At 31.7% G+C, this 12,268-nt stretch carries 12 protein-coding genes; 5 read left to right on the top strand and 7 right to left on the bottom strand.

Features of this window, described 5'->3' with window-relative positions; genetic code table 11:
• Positions 1–131 precede the first annotated feature (131 nt).
• Both N5D46_RS13205 and uvrA read left to right on the top strand, forming a co-directional pair.
• The gene (locus tag N5D46_RS13205) at positions 132–470 is read left to right on the top strand and encodes a hypothetical protein (RefSeq protein ID WP_038331633.1); all 339 of its coding nucleotides are present in this window, start codon (positions 132–134) and stop codon (positions 468–470) included.
• A 151-nt stretch (positions 471–621) separates the two neighbouring features.
• Positions 622–3,423, top strand: coding sequence for an excinuclease ABC subunit UvrA (uvrA, locus tag N5D46_RS13200; protein ID WP_280050231.1), 2,802 nt, complete (start codon positions 622–624; stop codon positions 3,421–3,423).
• Between the two features lie 41 nt (positions 3,424–3,464).
• On the opposite strand, the gene N5D46_RS13195 is transcribed toward uvrA, so the two are convergent.
• From N5D46_RS13195 to N5D46_RS13175, 5 genes are all read right to left on the bottom strand, one after another.
• The gene (locus tag N5D46_RS13195) at positions 3,465–3,929 is read right to left on the bottom strand and encodes an OsmC family protein (RefSeq protein WP_280038192.1); all 465 of its coding nucleotides are present in this window, start codon (positions 3,927–3,929) and stop codon (positions 3,465–3,467) included.
• 96 nt (positions 3,930–4,025) lie between these two features.
• Complete coding sequence (locus tag N5D46_RS13190) at positions 4,026–4,751, bottom strand: hypothetical protein (protein ID WP_280038193.1); 726 nt, start codon at positions 4,749–4,751, stop codon at positions 4,026–4,028.
• Positions 4,748–5,557 (bottom strand): hypothetical protein, encoded by an 810-nt coding sequence (locus tag N5D46_RS13185; protein WP_125350354.1) that lies wholly within the window; start codon positions 5,555–5,557, stop codon positions 4,748–4,750. The genes N5D46_RS13190 and N5D46_RS13185 overlap by 4 nt, the downstream gene beginning before the upstream one ends.
• Positions 5,558–5,579: 22 nt before the next feature.
• A complete protein-coding gene (locus tag N5D46_RS13180; protein ID WP_125350355.1) occupies positions 5,580–6,407 on the bottom strand; it encodes a HEAT repeat domain-containing protein in 828 nt (275 codons plus the stop codon).
• A complete protein-coding gene (locus N5D46_RS13175) occupies positions 6,400–6,963 on the bottom strand; it encodes an RNA polymerase sigma factor (protein ID WP_221855759.1) in 564 nt (187 codons plus the stop codon). The genes N5D46_RS13180 and N5D46_RS13175 overlap by 8 nt, the downstream gene beginning before the upstream one ends.
• 221 nt (positions 6,964–7,184) lie before the next feature.
• Here N5D46_RS13175 and N5D46_RS13170 point away from each other — a divergent pair, with 221 nt between their 5' ends.
• From N5D46_RS13170 to N5D46_RS13160, 3 genes are read left to right on the top strand one after another with little or no spacing between them, the layout of a single operon-like run.
• Positions 7,185–7,433 (top strand): hypothetical protein, encoded by a 249-nt coding sequence (locus tag N5D46_RS13170; RefSeq protein ID WP_280050227.1) that lies wholly within the window; start codon positions 7,185–7,187, stop codon positions 7,431–7,433.
• A 32-nt stretch (positions 7,434–7,465) separates the two neighbouring features.
• Entirely contained in the window at positions 7,466–8,134 is a 669-nt protein-coding gene (locus N5D46_RS13165) for a M20/M25/M40 family metallo-hydrolase (protein WP_260392028.1), read from the top strand.
• A 59-nt stretch (positions 8,135–8,193) separates the two neighbouring features.
• The gene (locus N5D46_RS13160; protein WP_280050224.1) at positions 8,194–10,389 is read left to right on the top strand and encodes a radical SAM protein; all 2,196 of its coding nucleotides are present in this window, start codon (positions 8,194–8,196) and stop codon (positions 10,387–10,389) included.
• A gap of 221 nt (positions 10,390–10,610) precedes the next feature.
• Here N5D46_RS13160 and N5D46_RS13155 read toward each other — a convergent pair whose 3' ends face one another.
• Both N5D46_RS13155 and N5D46_RS13150 read right to left on the bottom strand, forming a co-directional pair.
• Positions 10,611–11,603, bottom strand: coding sequence for an OmpA family protein (locus N5D46_RS13155; protein WP_038330653.1), 993 nt, complete (start codon positions 11,601–11,603; stop codon positions 10,611–10,613).
• Between the two features lie 183 nt (positions 11,604–11,786).
• Entirely contained in the window at positions 11,787–12,179 is a 393-nt protein-coding gene (locus N5D46_RS13150; RefSeq protein ID WP_280050222.1) for a hypothetical protein, read from the bottom strand.
• Between the last annotated feature and the right edge of the window lie 89 nt (positions 12,180–12,268).

Below are 12,268 nucleotides of genomic sequence, written 5' to 3'. Positions count from 1 at the left end.
AAATAAGATGATAAACATTTACTAAATATTTAATACTTTCGTTTTAAAGTAGAAAAGGGTATAATGTTAAGTATTTGTAAATTGATTAACTTTTTTTTATATTTGTATTTAAATAACCTAAAATCTATCTTATGAATACGTGTCTTCAATGTAACCAAACTTTATTTGGTCGAAAAGACAAAAAGTTTTGTAACGATTTTTGTCGAAATTCTTATAATAATAATCTTAATCGTGATAAAGTAGAAATTGTACGAAATATTAACAACAGATTAAGAAAAAATAATCGTATCTTAAAAACTTTATTAGAAGAAGGAGCTCGTTCGGTAAATAAAAACGAATTGAGTTTGAGAAACTTTGATTTTAAGTACATTACAAATGTAGATGAATCAAAAAATGGCACAATTTTTTATGTGTACGATGTTGGATATCAAGAGTTAAACGAAGAAAATTATTTATTATTTCAGGAATAAATTTTTATTTTTTTATTGAAAAAAGCGCGTCAACATGTTGATGCGCTTTTATATTTTAACTAAATCTGTTCTTTTTTATACGTTATATTTTATGACTAATTTTTGTTGCGATTAAGTTTAACTTTCTAAAATAACTTAACTTTGTGCCAAGATGAAAAAAGATATCAATCAACTTGATCCGAAAGAATTTATTCTGATTAAAGGTGCAAAATTGCACAACTTAAAAAACATTGATTTAGCGATTCCAAAAAATAAATTAGTCGTGATTACTGGGATGTCTGGTTCTGGGAAATCTACTTTGGCTTTTGATACGTTGTATGCGGAAGGTCAGCGTCGTTATGTCGAAAGTTTATCGTCTTATGCACGTCAGTTTTTAGGAAAATTGGATAAGCCTCAAGTTGATTATATCAAAGGAATAGCGCCAGCAATAGCGATTCAGCAAAAAGTAAATTCTACAAATCCGCGTTCTACAGTTGGAACAACGACAGAAGTCTATGATTATCTAAAGTTGTTGTACGCACGAATTGGAAAAACATATTCACCGATTACAGGAGAATTAGTTCAAAAAGATTCGGTAACGGATGCGATTGATTATCTAAAAACTTTTGTGGCTGAAACTAAATTTATTCTTCAAATAAAATTGGTTGTGCCAGAAGAGCGTTCGTTTGCAGAACATTTGAATATTCTTCAACAGCAAGGGTTTACACGTTTGAGTGTCGATGGAAATCAAGTGAAAATTGAAGATTTAATTTCATTTAATTTTGAACCTCAACCCGAAAATGATATTCATCTTGTCATTGATCGTATCGCTTTGCCAACAGAGGACGAAGAATCTTTTTATCATCGTTTGGCAGATTCTATCGAGACGGCTTTTTTCGAAGGAAAAGGAGAAATAGCGATTGTAAATGTAGAAGATAATACGGTAAAATATTTCTCAAATAAATTTGAATCAGATGGTTTGATTTTTAATGAACCAACTATTCATTTCTTTAGTTTCAATAATCCTTATGGAGCTTGTCCAACTTGCGAAGGTTACGGGAAAGTAATTGGAGTTGAGGAAAATCTTGTCGTTCCAAATAAATCGTTGTCAATCTACGAAGATGCGGTTGTAGCTTGGAAAGGCGAGAAAATGGGCGAGTGGAAAAATCATTTTATCAAACTTTCTCAAAAAGTAGATTTTCCAATTCATAAACCTTATTTTGAATTATCCGAAGAGCAAAAAGACTATTTGTGGCACGGAGATAACGACTGGGAAGGATTGGACGGCTTTTTCAAAATGGTTGAGGAGAATACATACAAAATTCAATATCGTGTAATGTTGTCTCGTTATCGTGGTAAAACAACTTGTCCAACTTGTAAAGGAAAGCGTTTGCGTAAGGAAACGAATTACGTGAAAATTGCGGATAAATCGATTAATGATTTGGTTGATTTACCTTTGAATGAGTTGAATGATTTCTTTACAAGTATTACATTTAACGAATATGATCAGCAAATTGCGGGTCGAATTATATACGAAATTAAGTCGCGTTTAACGTTTTTGTTAGATGTTGGTTTAGAATATTTAACGCTAAATCGTGCTTCGAATACGTTGTCTGGAGGAGAATCGCAACGTATCAATTTAGCAACTTCTTTGGGAAGTAGTTTGGTTGGTTCGATGTATGTGTTAGACGAGCCTTCGATTGGTTTACATTCGCGTGATACAGCTAAATTTATTACAATTTTACATCGTTTACGCGATTTAGGCAATACAGTGATTGTGGTAGAGCATGATGAAGATATCATGAAAGCTGCTGATTATATCATCGATATTGGTCCAGAAGCAGGAACAAATGGAGGTGAAGTAGTTTTTGAAGGAACCTATGATGAATTATTAAAAGGTGATACATTAACATCTAAATATTTGAACGGAAAATTAGAAATTGAAGTTCCTAAAAAACGTCTAAAATCTCCTAATTATTTGAAAATTATTGGAGCAAGAGAAAATAATCTAAAAAATATTGATGTTAAATTTCCTCTGAACGAATTAACCGTTATTACAGGTGTTTCGGGTTCAGGGAAATCTACGTTGATGAAAGATATTTTAGCACCAGCGGTTCAGCGTTATTTTGAGATTTTTGGTAATAAAATTGGTGATTTTGATGAGTTAATTGGAGATCTGAAACAATTGGAAGGAATTGAGTTAATCGATCAAAATCCAATCGGGAAATCTTCGCGTTCTAATCCTGTGACGTATGTAAAAGCTTACGATGATATCCGAAATTTATTTGCCAATCAGAAAGCAAGTAAAGTGATGGGATTTCAACCAAAACATTTTTCGTTTAATGTAGATGGCGGACGTTGTGATGCATGTAAAGGAGAAGGGACAATTACCATCGAAATGCAGTTTATGGCTGATGTAGAGCTGGTTTGTGAAGATTGCCATGGCGAACGTTTCAAGAAAGAAATCTTAGAAGTTAAATTCGAAGGAAAATCGATTTCAGATATTTTAAATCTAACAATTGATGAAGCAATTGACTTTTTTGCAACGCATCAGCAAAATAAAATTGTCGAAAAGCTGAAACCATTACAAGATGTTGGTTTGGGTTATGTAAAACTTGGGCAATCGTCGAATACGCTTTCTGGTGGAGAGGCACAACGTGTGAAGCTGGCTTTTTTCTTGACGAAAGGAGAAACGACAAATAAAACCTTGTTTATTTTTGATGAGCCTTCTACAGGTCTGCATTTCCATGATATTCAGAAGTTGATTAAAGCATTACGTGCTTTGATTGATTTGGGACATTCGGTTTTTGTAATCGAACATAATATGGATATTATCAAAGTTGCCGATTGGGTGATTGATCTTGGTCCAGAAGGAGGGAAGAAAGGCGGTTATTTGGTTGCCGAAGGTACGCCAGAAGAGATTGTCAAAGTAAAAGAGTCCTACACAGCTCAATTCTTAAAAGAGAAATTATAACAGAAATAAAATAAATTATTAAAACCGAGTTTAGTTCGGTTTTATTTTGCGTTACATTTTGGGTGATGATAAACAGGGAAATTGCACGAATTCGCAATAAAACACAATTCGTTTGCCTTTTTATGAAGTGAAAGCGCCAACTCGATTTGTGATGAATTAGAAATAATGATTTCAGGAAATAAATCTACTTTTATAATTTTTCCACTTCCATCAGGATTTATTTGCAATGTGGCCTCCGAATGATCTTGGTTAGAAATTACTTCGATTTTATGTTGTGTACAACAATATAAATACGACATCATATGACAAGAAGTCAAACTACTCAAAAGCAAATCTTCTGGATTGTATAAATTTGGATCACCTTTGAAAGTTTTCGCCGCAGAAACTTCTAAATCAGGTTTTCCTTCAATCGAAATGTAATGACTTTTTGTATAAATTCTGGTTGAAGAATCTGTTTGAGGCTCTTTCTTAATCCAATTTAGGGCAACTTTAAATAAATGATTCAAGGCTTAATTTTTATCAAAAATAATCTTTTCTAAAAGAAAAACACAACTGAGAATCCTCAATTGTGTTTTCAAAAAATGTTATAATTTATTTACTATTTACTTTCTTAAATAGACATTTCCATATTTCGAAGAAAATTCTTGCAATGGCTGTTTACCTACGTTTGCTGCAATTACAGAATGAAAATTATCTGATTTTATAGTTTTGATTGCAAAATCTAGATTCGTGTACATCTTCCCAAAAAAAGTTTCCACTTTTATTTCTCCAATTTGTTTTGCATTCATTGTTGCATCTACACTTCCATATGTTGATTGTGCGATAATTGGTGCATCAAAATTGATGACTTCAATTGTTCCATACGTTGACTCGATAGTCGTTTTCATATGTTCAGGAACTTTGATTTCCAATACAATATCCATTTGTACTCCTGTAGAAACCGAAGAAGATTTAATGTCATTTGCATCAATATATTTTTGATAGTCCTCTTTGGTTTGAAATTGTTTTTTCTCATTACCAAAAGTTGCTGTCACTTGATTTGGAATGTCTTCTAGTTTTACAACTTTGCCTTCGATGGTTTTTCCTTGACTGTTTTTGCTTTCAGTTAAGTTGAAATTCGAGTCATTTTTACCATTATTGATATTAACATTTCCAGAGATACTCACTTCGTTTTGTTTCCATGTTGTGATTTTAACGATTTGTGGATAATCAAATTTTAATGTTAATTCTTGACCTTTTTCAACTGAGAAATTCTTCTGAATTTTTGTTTGAGCGATTGATAAATTTGTCAATAAGCCCACTGCTAAAGATAAAATTACTGTTCTCATAACCCTCTCAAATATATTTTACTATAATCTGATCTGAAAAGGAAACTTGTCCCTCCGCCATTTAATGTTCCTGTTGCTTGATTGTTAATTTTTATCATTTCAGATGATTTATCAACTGTTTCTAATTTTAACGATAATTCAGGTGCAATCAAAATATCACCAAACGAAGTCGTTAATTTTACATTTGCTTTAGATGATTTCGGAATTGAAGCATCCACGTGACCATAGATAGATACAAGCGACAAAGGACCTTTTACATTTTGACTAAATTTAGCATCGATAGAACCATAAATCGTATTGATTGTTGCAGGTCCCGTTACATTTTCTAACACTACATTGTTGTAACTTGCAGTTGCTTCAACTTCATTTTCGATATTTTTGAATGTAATAGTACTTCCAAATTGAGATTGATGGTTAAATGAAATTGTTACACCTTTTGGAACTAAAATTTTGATATTTGGAGGCGTCATTTGTTGTAGTTGTTTTACCTCAATTACACCATTTTTTTCTACAACATTTATTCCTAAATCAGTGTTGTCCTCAAGTCCTAATGAGTTGATCGAGCGCAATCCTTTTGCTCTTTCGTCATTATCTCGCGATCTTGTTTTTGTAGAAAAAACAATTTCGTTTCCGTTGTAACCTTCTACTGTTACTCGTCCAAGATCAAGGTTCAATTTTCCTTTACTTACAGCTAATTTGTACGTTTTCGAATTATCTTCATTCGCACTTTTCGATTCATTTTGTGCAAAAGTGTACGTAGACATCATCATAAAAGATGCAGCTACCAAAAATATTTTTCTTATCATTTTTTGATTTTTTTGTTAATTATTATTTTCTAAAAAGAACCGCGTACGCTTCGTCTTTCACAAACGGTTTTGTTGTAGGATCCAAAACCATTTCTTGTAATTTATTTGTTAATTTCAAATCGATTTGATCGTTATTGATATGCGCAATCATTCCTATTAATTCCATTTGTACCATCGGATCATCTTGCTTCATAAAAAGATCTGTTAACTCTTTTGAAGCTTCTGATTTAGGTAATTTTGAAGCAAGTGCTTCGAGTGCATTTAGTCGCACAATTGTATTGTTGTCATTTAAAGCTAAGTGGTATAAACTCTCTTTTAAATTGTGATCAATACTTGGTAAATCAGCTATTTTTGCAATTGCATCAATACGATTACTTGTTGATTCTTGATCATTTAATGAACTTAAAATTTCATTTTTAAGATTTTCATCTATACCAATTAGTTCTTCTTTTGGTTGAACAATTTTTTCAACTTTTTTCTCTTTAGTAATCCTTACAAACTGAATTTCTTTTTCATTTTGTTCAGTTTTCATTTCAGTTGGATGAACAATTTCTGGTTGAATTTCTTCTACTTTTTTAACCTGTTTTTCTTTTACAATTTCAATTGTTTTTGGTGAATTTACTTGATCATTTTTTAAGAAAAAATATCCACCAACACTCAATAAAACAAGCGCAGAAGCAGCAATACTCCAATTCTGAATTCTCCATTTCTTAGGCTGTTCAATTACCAAAGTTTTTTCTTCCTGTTTAGGAATCTCAGCCTGAATTCTTTTCCATAATTCTGCAGAAGGTTCTTTGTTTTCAAAGGCTTCTCTGTTTTTTTCGATATGTTTTTTTAAAGAATCATTCATTGCAAACGGTTTGTTGTAAGGTTTCGTAAATTTTCTTTTTTGCACGATGATATTTACTTCTCACCGTGTTGTGGCTCAATCCCAAAAGTTGAGCAATGTCTTCTTGCGGCATGTCTTCGAACAGAAATAGATTCACAATTGTTCTTGTATCCGTTGGTAATTCTTCAATTGCTTGTTGCAATTCTTCAATTTTACCATCCAACATTTGTTTTTCTTCCATGCTTTCTTCGCTGTCATCAATAATATTTGCTCCAGCAACATCAGAAAAATAAACTTTGTTTTTTCGTAAATGTGAAATTGATTTATTAATCGCAACTCTACTGAACCAAGCACCTAAATTTTCGATGTTTTTCAACTTTTGAATATCAGAGAAAAGTGAAATAAAAATTTCTTGTGTCAAATCTTCCGCATCAGAAACTTCTGTGACCAAACGATAAACAGAATTGTAAACTGATTTCGAATAGCGATGATAGAGCTGAGTATAGCCAGCCTCTACACCAGATTCGCACCAATCTAATAGTTGTTTATCATTTATTGAAAAATTTTCTTTCTCCAAAATTTTCAAGGTTTCATTGTTGTTTCTATTGTATAGACGCAGCAAGTTTTTGAATGTTGCATCAATTTTTAAAAAAGTTTTTGAAATTTAACAATTATTGAATTATTCACCCTGATTTTCAGTGATAATAAGCAAAATTAAATTTCTAAAATTATCCTATTCATCTATATTCTTGATTATTTTTCTATTTTTGTTAGACACATAGTTAGTCGAAATTGAATATGAAAAAAATAGTTATCATCTTATCTTTGGTTGTAGGAGCCAAGTCTTTTGCGCAAGAAATTGAAGTCAAAAATCTTAAAAAACACGTTTATTTTTTGGCTGATGACAAAATGAAAGGAAGAGGAACTGGAAGTGAAGAAAATTTGAAAGCTGCAAAATATATTGCAAAAGAATTCAAAAAATATAAACTTCAACCTTTAGGAGAAGATGGATATTTTCAAGGATTTGAGGCGAAGGTAAAAAAGTAAAAGTTGTTGACAGTATTCGTTCTGCAAAAAATGTGATTGCTTTTTTAGATAATAAAGCGGAGAAAACGATTGTGATTGGTGCACATTACGACCATTTGGGAGAAGGAAAGCAAGGAAGTTCTTTGGCGAAAGATAGTTATGGAATGATTCACAATGGTGCTGATGATAACGCTTCTGGCGTTGCTGGTTTGTTAGAATTGGCAAGATTTTACAGTAAAAATAAAATGACAGAACCTGTTAATTTTCTATTCATTGCTTTTGGTGCAGAGGAATTAGGTTTGGTAGGGTCACGTTATTTTGTGAAACATCCAACGTATGATTTATCGAAAGTGCATTGGATGTTAAACATGGATATGATTGGTCGTTTGAACAAAGAATCTGGCGTTTCAATTATAGGTTATGGAACTTCTCCAACTTTCGAAACAATTTTTAATGAAATTAATCCGACTGATTTTGTTAAATTTTATACAGGTTATGAAGGTAGAGGCGGTTCGGATCAAACTTCGTTTTATGAGAAAGATATTCCAGTTTTATTTTTCCATACAGGCGGTCACGACGATTATCATAAACCAACTGACGATGCAGATAAAGTAGATTATGAATCGTTGAAAGGAATTCTTAATCTCGAAAAAGCTGTGATTGAAGGAAGTTTCAAAATTGAAACGATGCCGTTTAGAAGCACTGATAAAACTGAAAAATAATTGATAAAAATCTAAAATTATTTTTTTTCAATCCGTATTTTTGCAACAAATTTCAACGATTGAAAACGGATCTTTTATTAATCACACCACCTTTTACGCAATTAAATACACCATATCCTGGAACAGTTTATTTAAAAGGATTTCTAAACACACTTTCATATTCAACTTTTCAAGCTGATTTAGGTTTAGATGTTATCTTACAATTATTTTCAAGAAAAGGTTTAATTGATTTATTTGAATTTATTCAAAATCAAGAGATTGAATTAGGTGATAATAGTAAAAGAATGGTGATGTTAAGCGACGAATATATCGCAACTATTGATCCTGTTATCCGATTTTTACAAGGAAAAAATTCGACCTTAGCTGATTCAATTATTCAAGATGGATATTTACCAGAAGCTTCTCGTTTTGCAGAAGTTGAAGATTTGGAATGGGCTTTTGGTTCGATGTCTTTTCAAGATAAAGCGAAGCATTTGGCAACGCTATATTTAGAAGATTTATCGGATTTAATCATTGAGGCTGTTGATGAAAATTTTGGTTTTTCTCGTTATGCTGAACGTTTAGGAAGATCGGCAAATTCTTTTGATGAATTGTATCAAGAATTACAGAAAGACCCAACTTATATTGATAAAATTACACTTTCGGAATTAGAGAAATTAATTCAGAAAACGAATCCAAAAATGATTGGTTTTTCGGTTCCTTTTCCAGGAAATTTATATTCGGCTTTCCGTTGTGCGCAATATATTAAAGCAAATTATCCTGAAATTGTTGTGGACATGGGTGGAGGTTTTCCAAATACAGAATTGCGCTCTTTAAGCGATTCACGAGTATTTGAGTTCTTCGATTTTATTACATTAGATGATGGTGAAGCACCAACTGAGCAATTGTTAAAATATATCAACAATGAAGTTGAAGTTTCAGAGTTAAAAAGAACTTTTACACTTCAAAATAATCAAGTTTCTTATATCAATAATCAAACTGTTCGCGATTATAAATTTAGCGAAGTGGGAACACCAGATTATACGGATATCAAATTAGATCAATATATTTCTGTCATCGAAGTGGTTAATCCAATGCATCGTTTGTGGAGTGATGGGCGTTGGAATAAGCTGACAATGGCGCATGGTTGTTATTGGGGGAAATGTACGTTTTGCGATATTTCGTTAGATTATATCAAAATTTATGAACCAATTGCGGCGAAACAAATTGTTGACCGAATGGAAGAGTTGATTGAAACAACTCAAAATACAGGTTTTCATTTTGTGGACGAAGCTGCTCCGCCAGCATTAATGCGAGAAGTTGCGTTAGAAATTCTTCGAAGAAAATTGACTGTAACATGGTGGACAAATATAAGATTCGAGAAAAGTTTTACATATGATTTGTGTCGATTACTGAAAGCTTCGGGCTGTATTGCGGTTTCTGGAGGTTTGGAAGTCGCTTCGGATCGATTGTTGAAATTGATTGATAAAGGTGTAACAGTAGAGCAAGTTGCCGTTGTAAATCGAAATTTTACCGAAGCCGGAATTATGGTACATGCGTATTTGATGTATGGTTTTCCGACACAAACAAAGCAAGAAACGATTGATAGTTTGGAAATGGTGCGTCAAATGTTCGAATTAGGAATTCTTCAATCAGGATTTTGGCATCAATTTGCGATGACAGCACATAGTCCAGTTGGGTTGAATCCAGAGAAATATCAAGTAATTAATCATAGCACCGAATTAGGAACTTTTGCGAATAATGATATGATTCACGAAGAAAAATCAGGTTTAATTCATGATCAGTTCTCGTATGGATTAAAGAAATCATTGTTTAACTATATGCATGGTGTTGGTTTTGAATTATCACTGAATGAATGGTTTGATTTTAAAGTTCCGAGAACCTCAATTCAACCAAATTATATCGAAACAGTTTTGAATAATGAAACTTTTGTAACGTATAAACCAACGCAAAAAGTGGTTTGGTTAGGAGGTAAGCCACAAATAGAATTTGTAACGAAAACCAAAAAAGGAAAAACTTTTGAGAATGCTGTTTTACAATTTCATACCAAACAAGATTATCTTGAAATTGTTGTGGACAAAGAGATTGGTGAATGGTTGGTTGATTTTGTTCAATACTTGAAAGAAAGTCCAAAAGCAGTTTCTTATCAACAAATGAAACAAAGTTTTGAAGAAAAAATACAAACCGATTTTGAGATTTTTATTTATTCAAAACAAGCCGAAAAATTAAAAGAAACAGTTTTACTGATTGTATAAACATAAAAAAACCTTGAATTATTCAAGGTTTTTTTTTAGTAGATATGAATTTGTATCATTTTTGATTAAATGATTTTAAAGAATCATCAGAATTAAACATTCTTTGGTATAGAATCTAGTTCTTTAGTTTCTATAATGTTTGGAGCAACTTTTTTTAATAATGTACTACGGATTAGTATCAATATTTTTCATGTTTAATAAAATTAAAACATATATAGATTTTACTTTACTTTAACCAACTCTACACGTCTATTTTTAGCTTTATTTTCTTCTGTATCATTTGCTACCAATGGTTTTTCGGCTCCGTATCCTATAGCAGATAAACGTGTTTTATCAATACCTAAAGCAATTAGTTTTTGCATTACAGCATTTGCACGATCATTAGATAGTTTTTTGTTATGCTTAGCGTCGCCAGAATTATCAGTATGCCCTTCAATTGATATTTTTAATGTGTTATCTTTCTTTAAGGCATTTGCAATTTCAGTCACAATCTCATCACCTTCTTGCGTGATTTTTGCTTGATCAACATCAAAATTAATATATAAAATAGATTTTCCATTCTTAGTCAAATCCTCAGCAATTTCGTCTGCTGTTACTTTGGTGATAGTTTGCTTAAAGTCTGTTTCTTGTAGTACATTAAGCGAAGCACCAGCATTGTTAGAAAGGTATTGTATATATACATTTCCTTTATCTTTTGTACGTAATACCCAAAACTTCATATTTTGTCCAGCGTATCCCATATCACCTTCGCCTCCTTTATTCGGATCTTGTTTATTGTAACGCTCATATTCTTCTTTGGTTATTTCACCATCAAACACTTTAACAGCCCCGATAGATTGTAAATAATCAGCCATACTTTTTTCAAAGAAATGTTGCGAAAATTCTTCTCCTTGTTTAGGTGAAACAAAAGTTTTATACAACTTTCCTTCAAAAGGTGTCATAACACCGTTAATAGGAAAAAAACATATGTCAAATTGTTTTACCAAAGGTTTGTTCATTTCTTTTAAACCTTGTGGAAGATTTATGAAAGGAAAATCTCCAATATCAGCTGTTGAAAATGGAATTTTGCTGATGTCAAATCCATTATCAGCAACCGTGTTATCTTGTTTTTGATTAGTATCTACTATAACATTATCCGTTTTCTTTTCTTCTGTTTTGTTGTTACAAGAAACAATCAAAGTAGCAGCAATCGCTACAATAAATAGTTTATTCATCGCTGTTCAAATATTAATTTTATAGTATTATTTGAGATAAAAATACTATAAATTATTATCATACAGTTATTTATTTACGTAATTATTTTAATCTTTTATTTAGATCTTTATTAAAAGTCATCCTCTTTCATTCAAATTTGTTTAATATAATTCAATTGTCGTAAGTTGGTTACTTCAAACAAGTTATTTAGTATTTTTAGTCGATTTCAAAGCCCATATAATTAGTAAAGGTTGCATGAATAATCGTGCTAATCTTTTTTGATCTGTATCCAATCCAAAACCATCTCTTTTGTTTTTATATTGAGCCCAGTTTCCAGGAAAAACAGCCCCAAAAAAACAAGCTGCTATTTTTCCAACTATTTCTTTTTTACTATCTGGAGCTAAAACAATCGTACTACCCAAGGCTATTTCTGCAATTCCCGAATACACAACTGTGTCATCTTTGGGTAAAGGAACCCAATTTGGTACTTGTGTCTTGAATTCTTTTCTAGCTATAGTTAAGTGAGCAATTCCTGCTCCAATCAAAAAAGCTCCTAAGGTATATCGTGCGATGTTTTGTGTCGTGTTATTTTTCATGGTATTCATTTTTAGAATGTTATTATTCAATAATGAATCAAAAATCGTACAACTAACACTTAATGGGTTTTGAATAGGTGAAAAATCAA

It is taken from the genome of Empedobacter sp. GD03865 (genome assembly GCF_029840775.1).
Lineage (GTDB): Bacteria > Bacteroidota > Bacteroidia > Flavobacteriales > Weeksellaceae > Empedobacter > Empedobacter falsenii_B.
The sequence above is the reverse complement of the archived record's forward strand: the minus strand, read 5'-3'. Positions and strand labels throughout refer to the sequence as shown.

What these genes read in the sequence shown, in the direction of transcription:
- uvrA (WP_280050231.1), top strand. Translation starts at nt 622, where the DNA reads ATGAAAAAAGATATCAATCAACTTGATCCGAAAGAATTTATTCTGATT.
- N5D46_RS13150 (WP_280050222.1), bottom strand. Translation starts at nt 12,179, where the DNA reads ATGAAAAATAACACGACACAAAACATCGCACGATATACCTTAGGAGCT.
- N5D46_RS13190 (WP_280038193.1), bottom strand. Translation starts at nt 4,751, where the DNA reads ATGAGAACAGTAATTTTATCTTTAGCAGTGGGCTTATTGACAAATTTA.
- N5D46_RS13170 (WP_280050227.1), top strand. Translation starts at nt 7,185, where the DNA reads ATGAAAAAAATAGTTATCATCTTATCTTTGGTTGTAGGAGCCAAGTCT.
- N5D46_RS13180 (WP_125350355.1), bottom strand. Translation starts at nt 6,407, where the DNA reads ATGAATGATTCTTTAAAAAAACATATCGAAAAAAACAGAGAAGCCTTT.
- N5D46_RS13185 (WP_125350354.1), bottom strand. Translation starts at nt 5,557, where the DNA reads ATGATAAGAAAAATATTTTTGGTAGCTGCATCTTTTATGATGATGTCT.
- N5D46_RS13205 (WP_038331633.1), top strand. Translation starts at nt 132, where the DNA reads ATGAATACGTGTCTTCAATGTAACCAAACTTTATTTGGTCGAAAAGAC.
- N5D46_RS13155 (WP_038330653.1), bottom strand. Translation starts at nt 11,603, where the DNA reads ATGAATAAACTATTTATTGTAGCGATTGCTGCTACTTTGATTGTTTCT.